This is a genomic window from Bradyrhizobium sp. WD16, from assembly GCF_024181725.1.
Lineage (GTDB): Bacteria > Pseudomonadota > Alphaproteobacteria > Rhizobiales > Xanthobacteraceae > Bradyrhizobium_A.
This window is the reverse complement of record NZ_CP028908.1, coordinates 3286387-3309608: the sequence shown is the minus strand read 5'-3', so window position 1 is coordinate 3309608 and position 23222 is coordinate 3286387. Positions and strand designations below refer to the sequence as shown.

Annotated in this window: 20 protein-coding genes, 1 tRNA gene and 1 pseudogene; 3 read left to right on the top strand and 19 right to left on the bottom strand. The window is 65.3% G+C overall.

Annotated elements, in window-relative coordinates; translation table 11 throughout:
• Positions 1-43: 43 nt before the first annotated feature.
• From rfbA to DB459_RS15250, 7 genes are all read right to left on the bottom strand, one after another.
• Entirely contained in the window at positions 44-925 is an 882-nt protein-coding gene (gene rfbA, locus DB459_RS15280) for a glucose-1-phosphate thymidylyltransferase RfbA (RefSeq protein WP_253706107.1), read from the bottom strand.
• A 138-nt stretch (positions 926-1063) separates the two neighbouring features.
• A complete protein-coding gene (rfbB, locus tag DB459_RS15275) occupies positions 1064-2191 on the bottom strand; it encodes a dTDP-glucose 4,6-dehydratase (RefSeq protein ID WP_253706106.1) in 1128 nt (375 codons plus the stop codon).
• 138 nt (positions 2192-2329) lie between these two features.
• A complete protein-coding gene (locus tag DB459_RS15270; protein ID WP_253706105.1) occupies positions 2330-3091 on the bottom strand; it encodes an ABC transporter ATP-binding protein in 762 nt (253 codons plus the stop codon).
• 5 nt (positions 3092-3096) lie between these two features.
• Entirely contained in the window at positions 3097-4134 is a 1038-nt protein-coding gene (locus tag DB459_RS15265) for an ABC transporter permease (protein WP_253706104.1), read from the bottom strand.
• A gap of 264 nt (positions 4135-4398) precedes the next feature.
• Positions 4399-5559, bottom strand: coding sequence for a glycosyltransferase (locus tag DB459_RS15260; RefSeq protein WP_253713582.1), 1161 nt, complete (start codon positions 5557-5559; stop codon positions 4399-4401).
• 4 nt (positions 5560-5563) lie between these two features.
• Entirely contained in the window at positions 5564-6607 is a 1044-nt protein-coding gene (locus DB459_RS15255; protein ID WP_253706103.1) for a GDP-mannose 4,6-dehydratase, read from the bottom strand.
• A 347-nt stretch (positions 6608-6954) separates the two neighbouring features.
• Positions 6955-7158 (bottom strand): DNA-binding protein, encoded by a 204-nt coding sequence (locus DB459_RS15250; protein ID WP_371926987.1) that lies wholly within the window; start codon positions 7156-7158, stop codon positions 6955-6957.
• Positions 7159-7245: 87 nt separating this feature from the next.
• Between DB459_RS15250 and DB459_RS15245 the strand changes: the two are divergent.
• Positions 7246-7497: pseudogene (locus DB459_RS15245) on the top strand (hypothetical protein); the annotation flags it as partial.
• Positions 7498-7529: 32 nt separating this feature from the next.
• Here the strand turns inward: DB459_RS15245 and DB459_RS15240 are convergent.
• Together DB459_RS15240 and DB459_RS15235 are read right to left on the bottom strand one after the other, a co-directional pair.
• The gene (locus DB459_RS15240) at positions 7530-8543 is read right to left on the bottom strand and encodes a DUF2891 domain-containing protein (protein WP_253706101.1); all 1014 of its coding nucleotides are present in this window, start codon (positions 8541-8543) and stop codon (positions 7530-7532) included.
• Positions 8540-9463: a hypothetical protein gene (locus DB459_RS15235; RefSeq protein ID WP_253706100.1), complete on the bottom strand. Its 924-nt coding sequence runs from the start codon at positions 9461-9463 to the stop codon at positions 8540-8542. The genes DB459_RS15240 and DB459_RS15235 overlap by 4 nt, the downstream gene beginning before the upstream one ends.
• A gap of 89 nt (positions 9464-9552) precedes the next feature.
• On the opposite strand from DB459_RS15235, the gene DB459_RS15230 reads away from it, so the two are divergent.
• Together DB459_RS15230 and DB459_RS15225 are read left to right on the top strand one after the other, a co-directional pair.
• Positions 9553-10467: a LysR family transcriptional regulator gene (locus tag DB459_RS15230; RefSeq protein WP_253706099.1), complete on the top strand. Its 915-nt coding sequence runs from the start codon at positions 9553-9555 to the stop codon at positions 10465-10467.
• A gap of 243 nt (positions 10468-10710) precedes the next feature.
• Entirely contained in the window at positions 10711-10950 is a 240-nt protein-coding gene (locus tag DB459_RS15225) for a hypothetical protein (RefSeq protein WP_253706098.1), read from the top strand.
• Between the two features lie 156 nt (positions 10951-11106).
• On the opposite strand, the gene DB459_RS15220 is transcribed toward DB459_RS15225, so the two are convergent.
• The 10 genes from DB459_RS15220 to dapA form a co-directional block, all read right to left on the bottom strand.
• Positions 11107-11182 (bottom strand) — tRNA-Lys (locus tag DB459_RS15220).
• Positions 11183-11374: 192 nt separating this feature from the next.
• The gene (locus tag DB459_RS15215) at positions 11375-11962 is read right to left on the bottom strand and encodes a Spy/CpxP family protein refolding chaperone (protein WP_253706097.1); all 588 of its coding nucleotides are present in this window, start codon (positions 11960-11962) and stop codon (positions 11375-11377) included.
• A 230-nt stretch (positions 11963-12192) separates the two neighbouring features.
• Entirely contained in the window at positions 12193-13518 is a 1326-nt protein-coding gene (locus DB459_RS15210) for a TRAP transporter large permease (protein WP_253706096.1), read from the bottom strand.
• Positions 13515-14081 carry a TRAP transporter small permease gene (locus DB459_RS15205; protein ID WP_371926750.1) on the bottom strand — a complete coding sequence of 189 codons (567 nt, stop codon included), beginning with the start codon at positions 14079-14081 and terminating at the stop codon, positions 13515-13517. Before DB459_RS15205 ends, DB459_RS15210 begins: the two co-directional genes overlap by 4 nt.
• 182 nt (positions 14082-14263) lie before the next feature.
• Positions 14264-15265, bottom strand: a complete 1002-nt coding sequence (locus tag DB459_RS15200) for a TRAP transporter substrate-binding protein (RefSeq protein WP_253706095.1) — start codon at positions 15263-15265, stop codon at positions 14264-14266.
• A gap of 197 nt (positions 15266-15462) precedes the next feature.
• The gene (locus DB459_RS15195; RefSeq protein ID WP_253706094.1) at positions 15463-17094 is read right to left on the bottom strand and encodes a 2-isopropylmalate synthase; all 1632 of its coding nucleotides are present in this window, start codon (positions 17092-17094) and stop codon (positions 15463-15465) included.
• A gap of 528 nt (positions 17095-17622) precedes the next feature.
• Positions 17623-18552: a polyphosphate kinase 2 family protein gene (locus tag DB459_RS15190; protein WP_253706093.1), complete on the bottom strand. Its 930-nt coding sequence runs from the start codon at positions 18550-18552 to the stop codon at positions 17623-17625.
• Between the two features lie 87 nt (positions 18553-18639).
• The gene (locus DB459_RS15185; protein ID WP_253706092.1) at positions 18640-19368 is read right to left on the bottom strand and encodes an amino acid ABC transporter ATP-binding protein; all 729 of its coding nucleotides are present in this window, start codon (positions 19366-19368) and stop codon (positions 18640-18642) included.
• Between the two features lie 26 nt (positions 19369-19394).
• Positions 19395-22304 carry an FAD-dependent oxidoreductase gene (locus tag DB459_RS15180; protein WP_253706091.1) on the bottom strand — a complete coding sequence of 970 codons (2910 nt, stop codon included), beginning with the start codon at positions 22302-22304 and terminating at the stop codon, positions 19395-19397.
• A 23-nt stretch (positions 22305-22327) separates the two neighbouring features.
• Positions 22328-23218, bottom strand: a complete 891-nt coding sequence (dapA, locus tag DB459_RS15175) for a 4-hydroxy-tetrahydrodipicolinate synthase (RefSeq protein ID WP_253706090.1) — start codon at positions 23216-23218, stop codon at positions 22328-22330.
• Between the last annotated feature and the right edge of the window lie 4 nt (positions 23219-23222).

The following is a 23222-nucleotide window of genomic DNA, read 5'->3' as shown; positions in this document are numbered from 1 at the left end:
CAAGCCGATCGGCTCGATCAGCGGCGCGCGATCGCGGACAAGGTCACGCCAACGCCCCGTGCTCGACCAGAAGCCGATGGAGGTACTGACCGTAGGCGCTGTCCTTGAGCCGGGTCGCCAATGCCGCGAATTGAGCGGCATTGATGAACCCCTTTTCCAGCGCGATCTCCTCGGGACAGCAGATCCGGAGCCCTTGCCGCCGCTCGATCGCGCGCACAAAATTCGACGCGTCGGCGAAACTGTCGGGGGTTCCCGTATCCAGCCAGGCATAGCCGCGTCCCATTCGCTGCACGTGCAGCGCGCCGCGCTCGAGATAAACGCGGTTGACGTCGGTGATTTCATACTCGCCGCGCGCGGACGGCTTGATCGATTTGGCGATCTCCACCACCTTCCGATCGTAGAAATAGAGCCCGGTTACCGCCCAGCTGGAGCGCGGATGCGCCGGCTTTTCCTCGATTGAAATGGCACGCCCATCGCGATCAAAGTCGACGACGCCATAACGCTCCGGATCCGGGACATGATAGGCGAACACCGTCGCCCCGGACTGCTCGGCGGCCGCGGCGGACAGCAAATTCGACAAACCGGCGCCATAGTAGATGTTGTCCCCCAGGATCAGTGCGCACCTGTCTCCCGCGATAAACTCCTCGCCGATGACGAACGCCTGAGCCAGGCCGTTCGGCACCGCCTGCTCAGCATAGGAGAAGCGAACGCCCCAGCCCTCGCCGCTGCCGAGGAGATGCTTGAACATCGGCAAATCGGTCGGCGTCGAGATCACAAGAATGTCGCGGATGCCGGCCAGCATCAGGATCGACAGCGGATAATAGATCATCGGCTTGTCGTAGATCGGCGCCAGCTGCTTCGAGATCGCGAGCGTAATCGGATACAATCGCGTACCCTTGCCCCCCGCGAGGATGATTCCCTTCATGCCGATGCCCCCCCTTCGAACTCGCGCCGCAGCCGATCCATGCAGCGCCGATCTGCCTGGCGCCACGACGAGCGGCGATGTCCGTGAAGTCGGCCGAGAGCAACACGCTCGGCCGGCCGCCCCGCGACTGCTGCTGCCTCAGAGAGCGCTGGAGCGATCCCGCTGGCGCACCCCATCACCACGACCCGCATGCCCACCTCCATCGTCGATCAGTCCCAGCCGCTCCCCGGCATAGACGTGGTCCTGTAGCGGTCGCCACCACCATTCGTTGGCGATGAACCACCGGATCGTCTTTTCAATGCCGCTGTCGAAATTCTCGCGCGCGCTCCAGCCGAGCTCGGTCTCCAGCCTGGTGGCATCGATCGCATAGCGGCGGTCGTGGCCCGGCCGGTCGGCGACGAAGGCGATCTGCGTCTCATAAGGCTTTGCGCGCGGCAGCAGGCGGTCCAGGCTCGAGCAGATCGTTCTCACGACATCGATATTGCGTCGTTCATTGCGGCCGCCGATATTGTACTTGGCGCCAACTCGTCCCTCTCGCACGATGAGATCGAGCGCGCGCGCATGATCCTCGACGTAGAGCCAGTCCCTTATATTCTCCCCGGTGCCGTAGACCGGAATCGGCTTGCCGTGCAGCGCATTGAGGATGGCGAGAGGAATCAGCTTTTCGGGAAAGTGGTACGGGCCGTAATTGTTCGAGCAATTCGAAATCAGCGCCGGAAATCCGTACGTGCGGGTCCATGCGCTCACCAGATGGTCCGCAGCGGCCTTCGAGGCAGAATAGGGTGAGCTCGGATCGTAGGCCGTCTCTTCGGTGAAGAAGCCGCCCTCGCCGAGCGAGCCGTAAACCTCGTCGGTCGAGACGTGAAGAAATCGAAAGCTGGAGCGTTTTGCCGGATCCAGCTTCTGCCAATAGCGACGCGCGACCTCGAGCAGAACGAACGTACCAACGACATTGGTATCGAGAAAGCCACGCGCTCCGACGATCGATCGATCGACATGGCTCTCGGCCGCGAGATGGATGACTTGGTTAGGGCGGAAACCGACAAAGGCATCGGCCAGCAAAACGTCGTCGCAGATATCGACCCTCGCGAACCGGTAGTTCTCCTCGTTTTCGACATCGCGCAGCGACGCGAGATTGCCGGCATAGGTGAGCTTGTCGACATTCAACACGCATGCGCCGGATCCGACCAGATGCCGGCACACTGCGGATCCGATGAAGCCGGCGCCGCCGGTGACGAGGACACGTCTTTCAGGCCCGTGCTTCATCTTTTCACCGCGGTGCCGCAGCCGCTTTGCCATTCCGCACCATGGGCACGAGGTCCCGCGGGCCGACGGCTGCGCTGCACGACGTCACCTCCGCCTTCGACACAGGCGCCGTGGACGCAGGGGAAGGTCCTCGCCCCATCATCCGTGTGCTCTGTTGTAGTCTTCCAGCACCTCGTCGATCGCTCCGTACGAGCGCACACGCCCCTCATGGAGCCACGCCCCCTTGCTGCACCATTGGCGGCAGATGTCCTGATTGTGGGATGCCAGCACGAGCGTGCTGGCCTGCTGGACGAACGAGGCGATGCGCGCCTGCGCCCTTCCGAGAAAGTGAGCGTCCCCGGCGAGAATCCATTCGTCCATCAGGAGAATCTCCGGTGCGAAGCAGGTTGCGACCGCAAACGTGAGCCGCAGCATCATTCCCGACGAATAGGTTCGCACCGGGACGTCCAGATAGGCGCCGAGCTCGGTGAATTCGGCAATCGACGGCATCATCCTTTCCACCTCGCTTCCGCTCAGTCCGAGCAGTAGCCCCCGCAGGCGGATGTTGTCGTAACCGGACAACTCCGGATCGGTCCCCAGGGCGATGTCGAACATCGGCGACACCCGCCCCTTCAGCTCAATCTCTCCGGTTGCCGGCTCGTAGATCCCCGCCATCACGCGCAGCAGCGTCGTCTTGCCCGCACCGTTCGAACCGATAAGGGCCAGCCTATCCCCCTGCGCGACAGTCAGGTCGACGTCCTTCAGCGCCTCGATGGTGACCCGATCATCGGCGTCTCGCGCGAAGCGGCCCGCACTCGTGCGCGACACGAGGCGCTTCTTCAGCGAACGCGAGCCGATTTGGTAAATTGGAAACGAAACACATACCCGTGCCAGGCGGATGGCGACTTCGTCATTTGGCATCGACATCACACCCAATAGGCCAGTCTCGACCGAAATCGTACGAACAGACTGCACGCGACGGCAAAATTGATCGTCGTGATGATTGCCGCCGCGCCGACGTTGGTTGTCGTTGGCAGCTGGCCCAGCAGCGGCGCCCGAATGAGCTCGAGGAGATGAAATACCGGATTGAAGGTCATCAACGCCTCGCGACCGGACAGCAACTCCGGCTTCCACATGATCGGCGTGACGAGAAACAGGATCTGGACCAGACTTACGATGATCTGGGGAATGTCGCGAAAGCGCGCCGACAGGATCCCCAGCGTGGTCGCGGCGCATAGCCCGTTGAGGATCAGAACGGCGAGAGCCGGGATGGCATAGAGCACTCCGGCCCCGGGCCACAGCTGGAAATAGACCAGAATTCCAAAATAGATCAGAAAATTATGGGCGAAGATGATCACGCGGCTCCAGATGAATCGGAAAACGTATACCGAATAGGGCAACCGCACCTGCTTGATGAAGGATTCCGCGCCTACGAACAGCGTGCCCGCCTCGGACAGGAACGAGCTCAGCAGTCCCCAGACCAGCATGCCGACGCACAGGAACGGCATGAAGTCTTGTAGCGGCATCTTGAAGATGTGCGCATAGACGATCCCGAGGGCGACCACCGTGGTCGTCATGCTCATCGTCAGCCAGAGCGGTCCGAGCACGGAGCGGCGGTAACGCTGCAGGATGTCATTCCATCCGAGTTTGCTCCAGAGCCGCCACAACGCAAGCCCGCGCCTGACGTCGTTCGCGGCAAGCGCCGCCTGACTGGCTCGGCCACCTCCCAGAACAATGGAAGCGCTGGCGCGCGCCGCCGCCCTGCCCACAACCGGCTCGCTCAGACTCGTCACGATCGCCGCCACTGCAAGATAACCCGCCGCTCGCCCGCATCCGCCTGCCGCCGAGTGCCCCGCGTTCCAAATTCTTCCATTGCGCGACAGCTCTCCGGCAGGACCCGTTGAGGACCACAGGCTCGCCTGCGGAATCCCGATTTTCCGATGTAAAACGAGCGCCGGACCCACCGCACTAGTGCGGTGGATCTGACGCTCGTATCAGTATCGCAGCGAACTCTTCATACGAGCGTCAGATCCAAAACCGCACTAGAATCATGATCATTGCTAGTGTCCCTTTGGTTCTAACGTTCGCATAAGCGCTCGCGGCAAAGAGATACGAACGTTAGAACCGGGACACTGGCATCGTCAGAGATAGCGAACCGGACACTTCCATTCTTGACCTAAAGCGCACGACACATGCTCATGGCGGCATATGCGCTGAATCGACGTCCATCACGGACTGCGCAGCTCCGCCCGAAGTGCCGTCACGGCCGCATTCCGTCGCTTGACCTCCTGGCGATAGATGGCAGCAACCCGCTCGACGAAAATGCCGTGGTCGAACTCCGCACGCGCGCGCTGGTATCCTGCCGATCCGAGCTGCCGCGCGAACTCGCCATTTTCGAGGAGGGTTCGAAGCGCCGCTGCCAACGCTGACGGATCTCCCGGCGCCACGGTCAACGCCTCCCGCCCGTGACGGGCGATGCGCGGCACAGCCGTGGCCAGCGCTGTATTGACGACAGGCAGACCAGCCGCCATGGCCTCGATCTGGGCGATCCCGAAAGCCTCGGCGTCGGTGACGGATGGAAATGCAAAGGCGCTGGCCGCGTGAAGATATGTTCGCACCTCGTTCCGCGGCAAGCCGCCGGCGAACGTCAGCTTGCTGGCCAGTCCGAGCTCGTGCGCGAGCGCCTTGAGAGACCCCAGCAACGGGCCTTCACCGATGATCACGGCTTCGCCGTCCACGAACTGCATCGCCCGCACGAGAACGTCGAACCCCTTATAGCCGACGAGGCGACCCACCGCGACGATCAGGTTTGGAGAGCGCAGCTTGATCCGCTGAACGGCTTCGTGCCCGGCCGCGTCGAGGTTGCGCCAATAGTCCACGTCGCAACCATAGGGAACGGCAACGCACTTGGCGACGTGCGGTGCGAGCATGCTCGATCTTTCGGCGATGATCCGATCAGAGACGACGATCCGATCGGCCCGCTCCAAGGTGTGGCGGACGAGAGGAGCGACCAGTTGCGCCAGCAGCGGCTTGCCGACGATCTCCGCATGCCAATGGACGACGAGCGCCGTGGAAGGCCGCAGCCCGAGCAGGATGCCGATATCGACCAGCGGAAACGGTGCGTGGTGAACCACAAGATCCGCCCTCCGCGCCTGACGCGCCAACGCGAACGGATAGGCCGGCGCCAAGGGCGTCGAGAACAGCGTACCCAGGGAGCTGACCGCGTCGACCTCGTCGGCACCGTCCCGAAACCGGCGCCGCAGACCAAACCTGCGCGCCACCAGGACCAGTCTTTCGATGCCCTCGATGCCGCCCAGCGCGGCGACGACATGTGGAATGCCGCCGCGAATATCCGGCCGATAGATCTTGTAGGCATGGACCGCGCGCATCACGTCAGGCCGTCACGCGAGAGGAACTCGTCGCGGCCCGTGGTCTTGCATCGGATGCCTCACGGCGCAGCAGCCCGACCTGGGCCCGGACCATGCACGCGACGAGTTCGGCGAAGCTCAGACGAGGTCGCCAGCCCGTGGCCTGCCGGATCTTCGCGGTGTTGGCGCGGGTGAAGTGGTTGTCCGCCTTCCGGATCAACGCGCTGTCCACCCTGACGTGATCCCGCCAATCGAGACCGACGGCGGCGAACGCCACCTTGCAGAAGTCCTCGATCGAATGGGTTTCACCCGTACCGATCACGTAGTCGTCCGGATCGCGATGCGTCAGGATGAGGTGCATCGCCTCCGCATAATCGCCGGCGAAGCCGAAGTCGCGGCGCACCGTCAGGTCACCGAGCAGCAGGACGCCTCCCGAGAGAATGGGCCGGCCACGCTCGTCCAGCGCCTCGGTATCGCGCAGACCACAGGAGGCGGCCGCCGCCGCATGGGCAATCTTCTGGGAAACGAAGGACAGCGGCCGATGAGGGCTCTCATGGTTGAAGAGAATGCCCGAACAGGCGTGCAGCCCGTACTGCCGTCGATAGGCGCCGATGACGTGATGAGCGTAAAGCTTGGTGATGCCGTACGGCGACCGCGGCCGAAATGGGGTCGTCTCGTCCTGCCACGGCCCGACGGAATCGCCGAACATTTCCGATGAGGTCGCCTGGAAAAACCGGCAGCCTGGACGGTGGCGCACCAGCAGATCGCAAATCGCCTGCGGCGCGAATCCGTTGATCTCTGCGGTCTCCCGCGTCGCGCCCCACGACAGGATCGGCCGTGACAACGCCGCGAGATTGTAGATCTCGTCGGGCTTCAAATCGGCCACCAGAAATTCCACGAATGCCGGATCGGTCAGCACCCCGCGATGCCAGCTCACGCCGGCCGGCGCGATCGGCGACACGCCACGTGTTTGGCCATGAACGTCGTAGCCGGCCCGCACCAGAAGCTCGAGCAGATACCGACCATCCTGGCCCGTCGCTCCGGTCACCAGCGCGCGTTTGCGCAACACGACCCCCATCCAACCCGAACGACTGCCGAGATCGACGATCCGGGCTGTTCATGCACGTCATTTTGATCGGCCATCATTGGCCGTCGCGTGCAGACATACGCTGGCGCGCCCGCCACGTATTGCTCTAGACCGTACAGAACGTTGTCGGATCGGAACGACGTTGCGGCGGCGGCCGGCGAGCTTGCGCAGGAATGAACGGGCGCATCGTCCCGGTCGCGGTGATTGTCGGGCGTCAACGGTGAGGCGCTGAACCAATTCTGATCAGTCGGACCGCGAGATCGCCGTGGGTCCGCCCTGGCTCGGCTGGCAAGTGATTGCCCGCGCGACGGTGACGATGAACTTCAGCATCACGCCACGGATTTCTTCTTCGGCTTGGGCTTGGCGCGGGGCGGTTTTGCCGTAAGCCGCATTCCCTTCGCCCCGATGGCCCGCAGGACGGTTGCGAACTCCGGATTGCCATTCTCGCCGAGTGTCTTGTAAAGCCCCACGCCGGTCACGCCAGCGGCCTTGGCAACCTCGCTCATGCCCAGCGCTCGGGCGACGAGATTAATCCATCGATTACAAAATCACTCCGCCACAGCAGGGGGAGAGGTGGACAGAGACGACTGGCGACTTCAGGCTGATCGGTTTTGAACGGTTACGATGGGGTGTTCACCTCGCTCGACCCGGCCTGGACCGTCGAGCGGCTGGTGCGCGAGCCGCTCGACCGGTTCAAGATCGGAACCGACAGGGAGCGGGTCGAACCAGACCGCCACGGGACCGTCACCGACATCTTCGATAGTCCGCGGCAGCCCTATACGAGGTCGCTGCTGGCGTCGATGCCGTCAGGTGGCGCCGGTGTCGCGCACGTGCCGCAGCCACGCACGCGACTGGTCATGGCAACAGATTGATCGAGGGAAATGCGGAGACGTTCGTGGCGCGCTCATTCCTCATCATCGAGCGCGAGAACGGCGAAGCTCGCCAGCCAGTGCTCTCCCATGTAATGCTCGGCGAGATGGGGAAGACCGGCGGCCAGATGCTCCTGCGCCGCCTCGTGGGCAATGACGCGCCTTGGGTCGCCTGCCGGCAAGGCCTTGCCGAGAGAACGCCAGCACCAGGCCCTGCTGAGATTGAGTCCGTCGAGATGAGCGATCTTGCCATCCGTGCGATCGGTCACCATCGCGGGCCGGAACAGCGTTGCCGGCTGCTCTTCTGATAGTTGCGGCAAAAACCGATCGAACCAGGGCAAGAACTCGTTTGGCGGCAACAGGCGCCGCATGCATTCGGCCTCGATGAGCGTCGAGGACTGGAAATCGTCGCCACTCGGCTCGCCCCAGGCCGGGCAGTCGCGATCTCCACCATACCAGCGCCATCCAGTCTCACGCAGCAGCTTGGCGAGCGCGTCATCGCCTGTGATGTTAGCGTAGTCCGCCGCCATTCGCAGACCGAAGGCCGTGTTGAAATGTGTTCCGACGCGAACGGGATAAGACGACAACGGCAGCAAGTCGCGAAAGCGCTGCGCGATGACCTCGGCAAGCGGCGCGAGACTGCGACCCCAACGATCGTCGGGTTGGAGCGCCAGCTCGGTCGCGAGCTTCAGCAGCCAGGCCCAGCCATAGGGCCGCTTGAAGCCGCGGGCAGTCGGGCGCGCAAAGTAGGCGCACTCGGCGGCGACCTTGTCGGGGACGAACTGCGCGTCGAACAGCCCACGGATATCAGACGCCGCCGCCACATCCGGAAAGCGGAGCAACAGTCGCGCCAGCATCCAATAGCTATGCACGCAGGAGTGCCAGTCGTAGCTGCCGTAGAAGATTGGGTGCAACTCACTCGGCGTGCGGGCATCCGCAGGTTCGGCAAGCGCGTGGTCCACGTTGTTGGGATATTCACGCCCGACATGGCCGAGCGCGATGCCGGCGAAATACGCGGCGTGTTCGCGGGTGAGACGGGACGTGGTCATGCTCTGGCCTTTCGTTTGTCACGGCCGATCAAGGTCTCGATCAGGCGCGGCAGGATGTAAATCGGCAATTGCGTCGCGGCGAAGTATAAGGCCATGCGCGGCGAGGCGGCAGTTCCGAGCGCCGACCAGACCAACCCGACATTGCGATTGCCGAGAATGAGCCCGACCGTCAGCCGCTGGGCAAAAGTCCCCGGCAGCAACGCGGCACCCGCAACCTGAAGGGCGATATTGCAGGCGACGGCGAGCACCAGGCACAGCATTGCGGCCTGCAGATCCGCCGCGATCTGCGCTCGGATGCCGGCCATGGTCGCCACCGCAAAGACGAGAAGCGCTGCGACGATGATCCCGTCGACCAGGCCACCATGGGCCGTCAGCATTGGCGCCGCATGACGGCGGAGCAGGAAGGCGACGCCCTCTGCGCTGCCGATCAACAGCGCCAACCGCAGCGCAAGTTCGAACGCGCTGATCTCGAGTCCGCCAAACCAGCCTGCCAGAAGCGGTACGGTGACCGGAGCCAGCACCATGGACAACACCGTCACGACGAGCGGCACTGCGCCGTCGAACCCGAGCATGCGCGCTACCGCCGCCGTGCCGCTCGACGGCGGCGCGGAGACGGCGAGCACGATTGCAAGCGCGAGTTCCGGAGAAAGACCGAGGGCATAACCGGCAACGCCGATCGTCAACGGACAGGCAACCATGACAACGGCCGGCAAGAGCACGGACAGCGATGGCTGGCGCAGCGCGGCGATAACGGCCTCGCCGTCGATCCGCAGCAGCGTCCCCAGCACGATCAGGAAGATCGTGGTCGGCATCATCGGGTGAGCCAGGTCCGCGAGCGCCGGACATATAAGTCCGAGCAGCACGCCAAACGCCAGCAATGTCGGGCCGCGCGGGATGAGGCGCAGGAGTGAGGATTGCATATGCCTCATCCAATCAGGTCGTCCGCCATAATAAATCACTCCCCGCGACATTCTTGAAATCGATTTTGACTATGCCTAACATTGCCACAATGAATTTGGCTTCCGTCGATCTGAACCTCCTGGTCGCCTTCGAGGCGCTGATGGAGGAGCGCAACGTGACCCGCGCCGGCCGGCGCGTCGGCCTGGCACAACCGTCCATGAGCAGTGTTTTGACCCGCCTGCGGGCGCTGTTTGGCGACGATCTGTTTGTGCGCTCGGCCTCCGGTATGCAGCCCACCGCCAAGGCGCTGTCGCTGGCCCGGCCGATCGGCGACGCACTCGGGCAGATCAGGGGCGTGCTGGAGCCGGGTTCAGGCTTCGATCCCGCAACAGCCCGCCGCCGCCTATCCATTGCGGTGACCGACTACGGCGACCTCATCATCGTGCCGCCACTGGTCACGGCGCTGCGGCGGGAGGCCCCTGGTATCGATCTGGTGGTGCGTCCCGTCATTGACACGGCTTTGAGCGTTGCCGGCCTCGAACACGGCGACATCGACGCACTGATTGGCGGCCATCTTCCTGCCTCCGCACGCATCACCCGGCGCACCTTGTTCGAGGAACACTTCGTCTGCATTCGCGATGGCAAGCGCGCCCGGCAAAGGGCCCGACTCACAAGGGACGACTACACGCGCCTTCCACACGTGCTGTTCTCGTCGGCCGGCGGCGACGGAATTCCCGGCGCGATCGACACGATGCTGGCTCGGCACGGGCGTAAACGGCGCACTGCGATCACGCTCCCCCATGTCGTTGCGGTGCCGTTTGCCGTCGCGGGCACCGATCTCGTGGCGACCATGGCCGAGCGTATCGCAAGCCGCTTCGTCGCAGCCGCCGGCGTATCCGTCGTTTCACTTCCCTACGATGTGGAAGCGTTCACCATCGACCTCCTGCACACGCGCCGTGCCATGGCCGACCCGGCGCTGCGCTGGCTCATCGAGCTGGTCGTTCGTGTTTGCAGGTCGCTTTGACGATCGTCGATCTCCGAAACCGGGCATCATCCGCTTTGGCAAGCGATCAACGTCAGCAGATCGCCACCCTGCAGGCGCGAGAGCTGCTGCGGCGCAATTCCCTTCTCGCACGCGCCCTTTTTTCATCGTCGTACGAGCCGGCAGATCGCAAGCGCGCATGAGCGGAAATGGCTGGATGCACCGACCGCACGCGACAGCAACGGCCATGAGACAGCACGGCGTCTAAAGCGTTGCCCCGCGCTGATGTTCGTCAACGGCGCCGGTGAACTCGACCAAAAGCACGACCAAGACCTACGTGATGCCTGCGTTATGCTTCTCGATCGGGCTGGCTGCGACTTGCTGACGATCTGCGACATCACTGGGCATTCATACCGAAGCGCGCAGACCATCCTGAAGCACTACCGCGCCCGCAATGCGGCTCGCGCCGATTCCGGTATCGACAGGCTTGAAGTGCAGGTGCGGAAGGAAGGCATGAAGAGCTGAACGCAGACCGGTAGGTCTCGCGTTACAGGGGTGGATGGGCTTCGGTCCTAATTATCCGACCCGTCGCACGGCGTGCGACCATTAAAAGCGTCGCACAAGACCCGGTTGTTCTGCTGAGGAATTTAAAAAAGCCCTTGCGGGCCAATCTCTTAAGGGTGGTGGGCGCACCAGGGCTCGAACCTGGGACCCGCTGATTAAGAGTCAGCTGCTCTACCAACTGAGCTATGCGCCCGGAACCTGTCCGGAATTCCTTGCAGGCGGGGGTCGTTTAGCAAAGGGATCGGGCCCTGTCCAGCAATGCGATGCAAGTTTTCCCGCGCTGATTTGGCGGACCGCCGCCGGCGGCCTCCGGCGCAGAAAAGCCGCTGGATTCAGCGGCTTTTCGCTTGTCGTCGAAGCCCGGCAGGACGGCGGGGGGCGGCCCCTACAGGCGGCCGCCGCCGTCGCGGTCCATCATGCCCGGGCCGCCGCGGCCGGGGCCGGAATCACCGCCCTCGCGGTCCATCGGACCCATGCCCCGGCCCGGCCCCATGCCCCGACCCATGCCGAAAAAGCCGTGCCGGCCATCCATATGGGTCAGAACGGCGAGGCGCCGCTTCTGGCCCTCGTCGAGGGACTTGTAGAGCGGGTCGGCGGCGTCGGCGATACGCTTGAGGCCGGCGGCGGCCGCGGCCATGCGATCGGCCCGGGTGCGCAGCCGCGCCACCGGATCGTTCTCGTCGGGCACCGCGGCATTGGCGCCCGCGATCCGCTCCTTGGCGAAATCGCGCACCGCGGTCTCCACCGCCGGCCAGTTCTTCTCCTGATCGGCCGTCAGCTTGAGCCCGGCCTTGACCGCGGCGATCCGGGCGTCGACCAGCGCCAGGCGATCTTCCGGGCTGAGCTTGGCATGGTGGCGCCAGCCGTGCTCGCCACGCCAGCCGCCCTCGCCGTCCCAATGGTGCTGGGCATAAACCGCACTCGAGCCGAGGAGCGCCACCGCGGCGACACCGGCGAGAATGACCTTCTTCATGTGAATCTCCAGATGCCCCCACCTGTTCGCGCGCAGGCAGATACCGGACCCGGTCCGCGCATCGCGCACCGGCGAACATGGGCGCGACCACGACACGGTTCAAATTAAAGATTCGACAGGAAGACGAGCAGCGCGACAGAAACCAGCGCTGCCGCGAATACGTTGCAATGGTTCGGCAATCTTCGGAAAGAATTGGCGCGCGCCGGCCCTGCCGCGGCGCGCGATGGCGATCACAGCATGCCGAGCGCGCGCGGCAGCCACAGCGAGATCTCCGGTACATAGGTGACGAGGCCGAGAAACGCCAGCATCGTGATCAGCCACGGCAGCACCGCGATGGTGAGCTCGGTGATGCCCATCTTGGCGATGCCGGAAGCGACATAGAGGTTGAGCCCGACCGGCGGGTGGCACATGCCGACCTCCATGTTGACGACCATCAGGATGCCGAGATGCACCGGATGGATGCCGAGCTTGACCGCCACCGGAAACAGGATCGGCGCCATGATCAGCACGATCGAGGTCGCCTCCATGACGTTGCCGGCGACCAGCAGCAGGATGTTGACGACCAGCAGGAAGACGACCCAGTTCACTCCCGCGCCCGCCATCCAGCTGGCGATCTGCTGCGGGATGTTCTCGTTGGCCATCAGGAACGAGAACAGCACCGCATTGGTGATGATGTAGAGGATCATCGCGCTCATATTGGCGGAGCCGAGCAGCACCTTGGGCACGTCCTTGAGCGACATGTCGCGATAGACGAAGACCGCGATGAAGAAGGCGTAGACCGCGCTCACCGCCGCCGCTTCCGTCGGGGTGAATTTGCCGGTGTAGATGCCGCCCAGCACGATCACAATGAGCAGCAGCCCCCAGACGCAGTTGCGGAAGGCCTCGAAGCGCTTCTTCCAGCTCGCCCTCGGCATCCGCGGATAGTCGTTCTTCCAGGCCCGGTAGAACGTGGTCAGGCCGAGCAGCGTCGCCAGCATGATGCCGGGGATGACGCCGGCGATGAACAACTGGCCGACCGAGGCCGACGACACCCGGTGTCCCGCCGGATCCAGCGCGATGCTGCCGCCGGTCGCCACCGCATAGACCACCATGACGATGGAGGGCGGGATCAGGATGCCGAGCGCGCCGGAGGTGGTGATGACGCCGGCGCCGAAGCGCTTGGGAAAGCCCTGGCGCACCATGGCCGGCAGCATGATCGAGCCGATGGCGATGACGGTCGCCGGCGAGGAGCCGGAAACCGCGGCGAACAGCGCGCAGGCCATGACGCCGGCGAGACCGAGACCGCCATACCAGTGCCCGACCATCGAGGTGGCGAAATTGATCATCCGCCGCGCCACCCCGCCATGGGTCAGGAAGTTGCCGGCCAGGATGAAGAACGGGATCGCCATGATCTCGAAATTGTCGATGCCGGTGAACAGCTTCAGCGCCACCGACTCGACCGGCACCTGGGTCATCAGGAAGACGAAGGACAGCACCGTCAGGCCGAGCGCGATCGAGATCGGCATGCCGGTGAGCATCAGCGCGATCAGAAGGCTGAAGATCAGGAGGCTGCTCATCGCGCGATCTCCACGTCTTCGACTTCGACACCTTCGACATAGGCGTGGTCATGATGCGGCAGCGCGCCGCTGCGCCAGAAACCGTAGGCCACCTGCAGGAAGCGGAAGCACATCAGATAGGAGCCGAGCGGAATGCACAGGTAGACGAGCCAGCTCGGCAGCTCCATGTCCGGCGTGACCTGGTCGGTCTGGGACAGGCCGTAGACGAATTTGGCGCCCATGGTGCCGATCACGGCCGTGAACAGCGCGCCGCAGAACAGGCCGAACAGGATCGTCACCTTGCGCCAGCGCGGTTCCAGCTTGTTGACCAGCACATCGACACCGACATGAATGCCGGTGCGCACGCCATAAGCCGCGCCGAACTTCGCCATCCATACGAACATGTAGATGCACAGTTCCTGGGCCCAGGACATGTCGATGGGGAACAGCAGCGGATAAAAAAGCGGAATGCCGACGAGATAGCGATGCAGCACGGCGACGAAGATGATCGTCGTCGCCGCCGCGATCAGGAATGCGATCAGGGTTTCCTCGAGCCGGTCGAGGATGCGCAGCGCAATATTCAAGAAACCGTCCCCCTACCCGTCGTTGCCGCGCGTGTTTCCCGCGCTTTCATCACGACCTGCCGGTCACGACACCCCGGCCGGGCCGGGCGGTCGATCATGGCCCGAAGCGCGCCTGCGCGGGACCGCCGCGAAGGCGAGAACACGTTGCAGCGGAGCCCCGGGCTCCGCTGCAAGGGCCGCGATCAGTTGGTGGCGCCGCGGGTCTCTTTGAGGAATTCGTCGATCAGCGGCTTGCCGACACGCGAGGCAACATCCTTGTAGACCGGCTCGATGGCCTTGCGCATCGCCGCATCCTGCTCGGGCGTCAGCTTGATGAGTTCGGCCTTGCCGGATTTGCGGATCTCCTCCAGCGCGTCGTCGTTCTCCATGGCCGACTGGCTGTTGCCGAACTCGGTGGCCTCCTTCATGGCCTTGTCGAGCTGGGCCCGGATATCCGGCGGCAGACCGTCCCAGAACTTCTTGTTCACCACCACCACATAGCCGATATAGCCGTGGTTGGTGAGGGTGATGTATTTCTGCACCTCGTGCATCTTCTGGGTGTAGATGTTGGAGGGCGTGTTCTCCTGGCCGTCGACCACGCCGGTCTGCAGCGCCTGATAGACCTCGGAGAAAGCCATCACCTGGGGAATGGCGCCGAGCGCGCGGAACTGGGCGTCCAGCACCTTGGACGACTGGATGCGGAATTTCAGTCCCTTGTAATCCTCCGGCGCCACCAGCTTCTTGTTGGCGCTCATCTGCTTGAAGCCGTTGTCCCAGTAGGCGAGACCGGTCATCCCCTTGGCATCGAGCAGCTTGAGCAGCCTGGCGCCGAGCGGCCCGTTCGTGACCTTGCGCAGCGCCTTGAGGTCCGGAAGGATGTAGGGCAGATCGAAGACCTCGAACTCCTTGACGCCGATCGGACCGAACTTGGAGTTGGACGGCGCCAGCATCTGCACGGCGCCGAGCTGCAGCGCCTCGAGTTCTTCCTTGTCCTTGTAGAGCTGCGAGTTCGGATACACCTCCACCTTGACCTTGCCCTCGGTATATTTCTCGGCGAGGTCCTTGAACTTCTCCGCCGCCAGACCCTTCGGGGTGTTGGCCGCCACCACGTGGCTGAACTTGATGACGATCGGCTGCTGAGCTGCGGCGGGCGCCGCAACCACGGCGACAGCGGCCGTCAAGGCGGCCAGCATGAAGAGGCGCATTGTTGTTCTCCTCCCAGAGACGTCTTCTGTCGGATCGCCGCGCCGGCGTCCGAACCGGGCGCAGCTTGCCAAGCCTTTGCGCGAAAGGCCATTCTTCGTTGTGCTGAGGCGGCGGATTTTTTCGGCGGAGTTATTGCGACGCAAAAGCGGCGCGCCAAGCGACGCGCCGCTGATCGGTTCTGCGCAGCCCGTGCGCTTTAATGCGCGGCAGCGGCCTGGGCCGGCGACGATGTGTCGCGCTGCTGCTTCATGACGATCTTGTTCAGGGCGCCGAGATAGGCCTTGGCGGAGGCCACCAGCGTGTCCGGATCAGCCGCCCGCGCCGTCATCGAACGGCCGTCCTGGGACAGTCGCACCGAAACCTCGGCCTGGGCGTCAGTGCCCTCGGTGACCGCATGCACCTGGTAGAGCTCCAGCTTGGCCTCGTGCGGCACCAGTGACTTGATGCAGTTGAACACCGCATCCACCGGGCCATTGCCCTCGGCTTCCTCGATCCGGGTCTGACCGTCGACGTCGAGCTTCATGGTGGCGCGCTGCGGGCCATGGGTGCCGGCGATCACGGTCAGCGACAACAGCTTGATGCGGTCATAGGCATGCACCAGGCTTTCGTCGATCAGCGACTCGATATCCTCGTCATAGATGTGCTTCTTGCGGTCGGCCAGCGCCTTGAAGCGGACGAAGGCGTCCTCGAGCTGGTTGCCGCTGATCTTGTGGCCCATTTCCTCCAGCTTGTGGATGAAGGCGTGGCGACCGGAATGCTTGCCCATCACCAGCGAGGTCTGCTTCACGCCCACGGTCTCGGGCAGCATGATCTCGTAGGTCTGGGCATTCTTGAGCATGCCGTCCTGATGGATGCCGCTCTCATGGGCGAAGGCATTCCGGCCGACGATCGCCTTGTTGTACTGCACCGGAAAGGAGGTCGCCGCCGAGACCACCTTGGAGGCATGGGTCAGCATGGTGGAATCGACCCCGGTCCAGAACGGCAGCTTGTCGTTCCGCACCCGCATCGCCATCACCACCTCTTCCAGCGCGGCATTGCCGGCGCGTTCGCCGATACCGTTGACGGTGCATTCGATCTGGCGGGCGCCGGCGCGCACGCCGGCCATGGAATTGGCCACCGCCATGCCGAGATCGTTGTGGCAGTGGACCGAGAAGATCGCCCGATCGGAATTGGGCACGCTCTCCCGCACCCTGCGGAACAGATCGAAATACTCCTCGGGCACGCTGTAGCCGACGGTGTCGGGAATGTTGATGGTGGTGGCGCCGGCCTTGATCGCGGCCTCGACGCAGCGGCAGAGGAAATCGAACTCGGTGCGGGTGCCGTCCTCCGACGACCATTCGACGTCGTCGGTATGATTGCGCGCCCGTGTCACCGAGGAGATCACCAGCTCGTAGACCTGCTTGGCATCCATCTGCAGCTTGTACTTCATGTGCACCGGCGAGGTGGACAGGAAGGTGTGGATGCGGCCCCGCCGCGCCGGGCGGACCGCCTCGCCGCAGCGGTCGATGTCCTTGGCGCCGGCACGCGACAGACCGCAGATCACCGCGTTCCGGCTGCGCTTGGCGATCTCGCTGACCGCCTCGAAGTCGCCGTCCGAGGCGATCGGAAAGCCCGCCTCGATGACGTCGACGCCCATGGCGTCCAGCATCGCGGCGATGTTGAGCTTCTCCTCGAAGGTCATGGTCGCGCCAGGGCACTGTTCGCCGTCGCGCAAGGTGGTGTCGAAGATGACGACGCGGTCCTTGTCGGACCCGCAGGTGCCCGGCGCAGGTTTGGCGCCCGGGGCAGCATCGTGGCTGGCGGAATCGTTATGGCTGGTGGTGGTCATCGGCTGGCTTCCTAGAAACTGTCGCGCCACATCGGGTTGGGCGCTCGTGGGAGGGGGTGGTTCCGCTGTTCCCCTGAAGGCCCAGGCGCAGACGCCCAGCCGGCCTCAGGGGCAGCTAAGAAGCAGAAGCCCGCCGGACAGAAGCCCGGGCGCTCCGGCGAGGCGCAGGCGTGCAGCCGGCCGCGCGGCGATCGCCGCCGACGTCTGGCTGAACTGGCCCAACTTGCGCATCATCTCAAACCGGTCCCGTGACCTGTTGTCCATACGCCCGGCCCACCTCAAGAGGTCCAGCGGATCCCGTCCGAAACCTGACCCGCGATCAGGACAAGTCTCGGCGCAAAGGGTTTACGGCTGGTTGCCAGCGCAGGTGGTCTTGTAAGGCAAGCCGGCGCGAAGGGAAAGCCGCTTTTGCGAGCGGCTCGCACATGGGTCAATACCACTGTCCTATCTCCCCGGAGGGCTCCGGACACCGCTCCTCCGGCACCGGCGCCCGACCAGGCCTTCAACCGCCCGGACGACCGCCCCCGACTATTTGCCCTTGCCGCGCCGCTTGCCTTCCGCCTCGAGGGCGACCCGCACCCGTTCGTATTCCGGCAGTTCAGCCTTGTCGATTTTGGGAAAGTGCAGGTCGAGCTTTTCGAGCGCGCTGACGATGGTCGAACTGATCACCACGCGGGCAAACCACTTGTGGTCGGCCGGCACCACGTGCCAGGGCGCCATGTCGGTCGAGGTGTGGGCGATCACATCCTGATAGGCCGCCTGATACTTGTCCCACAATTTGCGCTCGGCAACGTCGTCCATGGAGAATTTCCAGCGCTTGCCCGGCTGCTCCAGCCGATCGAGGAAACGCTGGCGCTGCTCCTCCTTGGAGACGTTGAGGAAGAACTTCAGGACCAGCGTGCCATTGCGCGACAGATAGCGCTCGAAGCCGTTGATGTCCTCGAAGCGCTCGCGCCAGATGTTCCTGGTCAGCAGCGGCGGCGGCAGCTTCTGCTTCGCCAGCACGGGGCGATGGACGCGAACCACCAGGCACTCCTCGTAATAGGAGCGGTTGAAGATGCCGAGCCGGCCGCGCTGCGGCAGCCGCGCGCTGGCGCGCCACAGGAAATCATGGTTGAGCTCCAGCGTCGACGGCACCTTGAAGCTCGCCACGTCGACGCCCTGTGGGTTGACGCCGGAAAACACCGCGTCGATGGCGCTGTCCTTGCCGGCGGCATCCATGCCCTGGAAGATCAGCAGCACCGCCCAGCGATCGGTGGCGTAGAGCCGCTCCTGCAGGTCGGAGAGCCGCTGCCGATTGGCCTCGATGATGGCGGTCGCCGCCTCCTTGTCGAGGCCGCCCCGCTCGTCGGTGCGATGGGTCTTGAGGCGGAAGGAGCGGCTGCCGTCGGAGCGAAACGGCACCACATAGGGCTTGAGCTCATCGGTCAGGGACTTGTTGTTGCGCTTCTTCGGCATGAGATGGCGACTCCGGCTTGCCGCATCGTTGCACAATTCGCCGTTGCGCGCACCCTGGCGAGGCCGCCCGCGCCGAAAACGGCCGCCTCAGTGCTGAAGGATCTTGCCGAGAAATGCCTCCGTCCGTGGATTGCGGCGGGCGGAGAAGAACGCTTCGGTCGGCTCGTCCTCGACGATCTCGCCTTGGTCGATGAAGATCACCCTGCTGGCGACGCGACGGGCGAAACCCATCTCATGGGTCACGACCATCATGGTCATGCCCTCCCGCGCCAGACCGGTCATCACCTCCAGCACCTCCGCGATCATCTCCGGATCGAGCGCCGAGGTCGGCTCGTCGAACAGCATCGCCATCGGATCCATGGCCAGCGCCCGCGCGATCGCCACCCGCTGCTGCTGGCCGCCGGAGAGCTGCGCAGGATATTTCGGCCCGTGATCGGCGAGGCCGACCCGATCGAGCAGCATCATGGCCTTCATCCGTGCGGCATCTCCACTGCGGCCGAGCACGATCTGCTGCGCCAGCATGACGTTGTCGAGGACGGTCAGGTGCGGAAACAGCTCGAAATTCTGAAACACCATGCCGACGCGGCTGCGCAGGCTGCCGAGGTCCGTGGCCGGATCGCCGACGTCGATGCCATGGACCCGGATTGACCCCTTCTGAAAGGGCTCGAGGGCGTTGACGCATTTGATCAGGGTCGACTTGCCCGAGCCGGAGGGACCGCAAACCACCACCACCTCGCCCTTGCCGACGCGCGTGGAGCAGTTCTTCAGCACCGGGAAGTCGCCGTAATATTTGCTGACGCCGGATATCTCGATCATTGACGATCCTTGTTATCGAACCCGGATTACCGGTCTTTGACGAAGCGGGAGATGGCGAAGGGCACGAGATCGCGTCCGGGGTCGCGGCCCCTGACGAGGCGCGCCGTCAACCGCCCGACCAGGGGGCCGAGGGTGTAGCCATTGGATGTCGCCACCGTGAAGAATCCCCGACGGTCGGGGTGCTCGCCGATGATCGGCGCGCCGTCGATGTTGATGTTCATCGCCGCCCAACTCCGGATCACATGCAGCTTGCGCAGCGCCGGCACCACATGCTGGGCCACCCAGAGATTGCCTTCGAGGCTCGACAGCAGCGGACGGGGATGCTGGTGCACCGGATCGAGCCCGGCCGTCCAGCCGCCGCCGATGATGAAATTGCCGTTCGCCGCCTGCTTCAATGTGAGGTGGCGATCCGCATGGGCGACAAGGCAGGAGATCAGCGGCGCGGCCGCCTCGGTCACCACCATCTGCAACGGCGCGCCGAACACCGGCACATCGACGCCGAGCATGGCGCCGATCCGCGAGGCGAAGGCGCCGGCGGCGTTGACGACGCGGCGGGCGGTGATCGAGCCGCGCGACGTCGCCACCCGGAAGCCTTCCGCCACCTGCTCGATCGCGCGCACCTCCGCGCCCGAGAAGACCTGGGCGCCTGCGGCCCGCGCCGCCCGCAGCACCGCCTGCGTCGCCAGCAGGGGATTGATCTTGCCCTCCTGCGGACAGAAGGCCGCGCCGATGAAACGGTCGGACAGCGCCGGCTCGATCCGGCGCAGCATGGTTCGGTCAATGACCTCGCAATCGATCCCGACGCTGCGTTCGGCCGCGGCCTTGGCCTCGAGAAAGCGCAGATGCGCCGGCGTCTCGCCGACCATCAGCCCGCCGGTGATCTTCATTTCGAAATCGACGCCGAAATCGCGCTGCATCTCGGCCCACAGCGCGATCGAATCCCGCTGCAGCGGCAGGGTGCGGACCGCCGGTCCGCCGCCGGCTTCGGCGCGGGCGCCATGGTCGAAGGACAAAAGCTGGGCGTGAAGGCTGCCGGCATTGCCGCCCGAGGCGAGGGCGTTGGGCTGGGCGCGATCGACCACCACCACGTCCTCGCCGCCGCGGGCGAGAAACAGCGCCGTCGCCAATCCACAGATGCCGGCGCCGATCACGACCGTCGCCGCCTTCGTCGCCGCCAGCGGCTCGACGTCCGCTCGCGGTGAGGTCTGCGGCAGCCATGCCCGCCTGTGCCCGCCCCATTCCGGCTTCTCCACCGCCAGCGCCGCGAGCGGGATCGGCCGCAGCGGCATCTGCGGCGCGAGGAAGCCTGCCGTCTCTCCGCCCCCGCCGTCCTCGCCGATCATCCCGGCCACGGTGCCGGCACAGTAGCGGCTCTGGCAGCGCCCCATGCCGGCGCGCGACAACCGCTTCAACGTGGCGATGTCGCGCGCGCCGGACGCGATGAGTTCGGCGAGCTGGCCTGCGGTCACGCCCTCGCAACGACAGACGACGGTCTCGGGCGCGATCTGCGCCTCGCCGCCGCGCGCGGGCGCGAACGCCCGCCACAGCGCCGTCTGAAAACGTTTTGCCCGGGCGAGCCGCGCCGCCGTGCCGGAATCGGCGCCCGCCCTCAGTCCGAGCTTGGCCGCCACCGCCTGACCGGCCAGCCGGCCCTCGGCAAGCGCGACCTGGGCTCCGGCGAAGCGGGCCGCCTCGCCGATCACGTGAACATCGGCGAGAGAGGTTGCGCCGTCCTCCGCGGTGAGCGCCTTCAGCCCGCCGCCGGCGACGACATGACGGCAGCCGAGCAGCCGCGACAATTCGTTGGCCGGGGTGAAGCCGCCGCCGAGCAGCACGGTATCTGCGGCGAGGCGGGACACGCCCGAAGCGCCGCGGATCCGCACGCCGGTGGCGTGATCGCCGCCCTCGATGGCTTCGATCTCGCTCGCCCACAGCATCGGAACGCCGGCCTGCCGCAGAGCGGCGACGAGGCGCAGGCCACGCAGCGACGATCCGGCGTCGGCGGCCAGCATTGCCAGCACTTCGGCCGGCCGGGTCCACGGCGCTGGCGCGACGTCGACCACCGCTGCCACGTCGCCGCCTGCCGCCAAGATCTCGCTCGCCACCTGCAGGTTGAGCGGGCCGTTTCCAGCCACGATCATGCGCCGACCGGGCACGGTGCCGTAGCTGCGGAGCAGCCCCTGGGCCGCACCGGTGGTCATCACCCCCGGCAGCGTCCAGCCGGGAATCGGGCGCGGCCGCTCGAAGGCGCCGGTCGCAATGATCAGCATCCGGGGCCGGCAGTAAAATGCCCCGTCGGCTCCGTAGCATCCGATCGAGAGCCCGCCCTCCTCCCGGGCGCCGCCCCACACCAGCGTTCCGGCGAGCAGTGCGACGCCGCGCTCGATGACGCGGCCGATCAGGTCACGCCCCGCCGCCGCCTGCACGTCGCGCCCGACACGCGCCGCGGCGAGAGCGGTTGCGGGCTGCTTGTAATACTGGCCACCCGGCGAGGTGCGCTCGTCGACGACCGTCACCGAGGCGCCCGCGGCCGCGGCGGCTTCCGCCGCCGCCAACCCGCCAGGACCGGCGCCGATCACCAGGACATCCATGTGCCGGCGCGGCAGCGCCGCCGGGACATCGCAGATATCGGCGAGGGTCGGATCGGACAGATCGGGCCGCGGCCTTGGACGCGCGATCGTCATGCCGTCACGGACGGCCGTCATGCAGGCGCGCTGACCGAGACGGCCATTCACGGTGACGAGACAGTCGTGGCACGCCCCCATGCCGCAGAAGACGCCGCGCGGCGCCCCGCCGATATCGGTTGCGAAGGCACTGGTGCCAAGACCGGTCAGCGCGGCCGCAACGCTCAGCCCCGCCGGAACCTGCACCGGAGCGCCGTCAATCTCGACGCGAACCGTGCCACGCGCCACGGCGGGGACGTCAACCGCGGCCACGGCGCACCACCCTCCGCTTCATCTCACGCCCCGAACTTCAGGCCGAAAGCCTCGACCAGCCGCTTCATGGCGCCATCCTGCGCCGCCGGCAGCGGCAGACGCGGCGGCCGCGGCGCTCCCGCCTGCAATCCCATATGGGTCAGCAGCGACTTGGTACCGGCGACATAGGCCTGCCCGCCTACCGCCTCGATGACCGGCAACCATTTCAGATAGAGCGCGCGCGCCTCGTCGATCTTGTGCTCGTCGGCCACCAGCTCGAAGATCCGCGTCATCGCCGCCGGCGCGACGTTGGAGGCTACCGCCACCCAGCCCTGGGCGCCCATGACGAAGGACTCGAAGCCGAGGATGCCGCCGAAGACGGTCATGTCGCTGCCCGCCAGACGGATGATGTCGCGCACGCGCGTCACCTCCAGCGTCGATTCCTTGATGTAGTCGCAGCCGGCGATGGCGGCGATACGGGCCACCAGCTCCGGCTTGAGGTCGACATTGGCCGTCGCCGGGTTGTTGTAGACCATGATCGGTACCGAGATCGCCGCCGCGATGGCGGCGTAATGATGCACCAGTTCGTCGTCGGTCGGGGTCGAATAGAACGGCGGGATGATCATGACGCCGTCGGCGCCCATGGCCTCGGCCTTGCGGCTGAGCCGGACGGCCTCGCGGGTGTCTTCGGCGCCGGTCCCGATCAGCACCGGGACGCGGCCGGCCGCAGTCCCGACCACGGTGCGGATCACGGCGTCGCGCTCGTCCTCGCTCAGCGACAGGAATTCTCCGGTCGAACCCAGCGGAATGAGGCCGTGAATGCCCTGGCGAATCTGCCAGTCGGTGAACGCCGCGAGCGCGCCGGTATCGACCGCGCCGCCGGCGTCGAGCGGCGTGATCATTACGGTGAAGACGCCGCGAAAATTCTTCGTCATTCTA

Bases quoted from the DNA above. Each gene is read 5' to 3' on its own strand.
- DB459_RS15200 (WP_253706095.1), bottom strand. From the start codon at position 15,265: ATGCGCCTCTTCATGCTGGCCGCCTTGACGGCCGCTGTCGCCGTGGTT.
- DB459_RS15195 (WP_253706094.1), bottom strand. From the start codon at position 17,094: ATGACCACCACCAGCCATAACGATTCCGCCAGCCACGATGCTGCCCCG.
- DB459_RS15240 (WP_253706101.1), bottom strand. From the start codon at position 8,543: ATGACCACGTCCCGTCTCACCCGCGAACACGCCGCGTATTTCGCCGGC.
- DB459_RS15215 (WP_253706097.1), bottom strand. From the start codon at position 11,962: ATGAAGAAGGTCATTCTCGCCGGTGTCGCCGCGGTGGCGCTCCTCGGC.
- DB459_RS15260 (WP_253713582.1), bottom strand. From the start codon at position 5,559: ATGCGCGCGGTCCATGCCTACAAGATCTATCGGCCGGATATTCGCGGC.
- DB459_RS15185 (WP_253706092.1), bottom strand. From the start codon at position 19,368: ATGATCGAGATATCCGGCGTCAGCAAATATTACGGCGACTTCCCGGTG.
- rfbA (WP_253706107.1), bottom strand. From the start codon at position 925: ATGAAGGGAATCATCCTCGCGGGGGGCAAGGGTACGCGATTGTATCCG.
- DB459_RS15210 (WP_253706096.1), bottom strand. From the start codon at position 13,518: ATGAGCAGCCTCCTGATCTTCAGCCTTCTGATCGCGCTGATGCTCACC.
- DB459_RS15270 (WP_253706105.1), bottom strand. From the start codon at position 3,091: ATGCCAAATGACGAAGTCGCCATCCGCCTGGCACGGGTATGTGTTTCG.
- dapA (WP_253706090.1), bottom strand. From the start codon at position 23,218: ATGACGAAGAATTTTCGCGGCGTCTTCACCGTAATGATCACGCCGCTC.
- rfbB (WP_253706106.1), bottom strand. From the start codon at position 2,191: ATGAAGCACGGGCCTGAAAGACGTGTCCTCGTCACCGGCGGCGCCGGC.
- DB459_RS15225 (WP_253706098.1), top strand. From the start codon at position 10,711: ATGTTCGTCAACGGCGCCGGTGAACTCGACCAAAAGCACGACCAAGAC.
- DB459_RS15235 (WP_253706100.1), bottom strand. From the start codon at position 9,463: ATGCAATCCTCACTCCTGCGCCTCATCCCGCGCGGCCCGACATTGCTG.
- DB459_RS15230 (WP_253706099.1), top strand. From the start codon at position 9,553: ATGAATTTGGCTTCCGTCGATCTGAACCTCCTGGTCGCCTTCGAGGCG.
- DB459_RS15190 (WP_253706093.1), bottom strand. From the start codon at position 18,552: ATGCCGAAGAAGCGCAACAACAAGTCCCTGACCGATGAGCTCAAGCCC.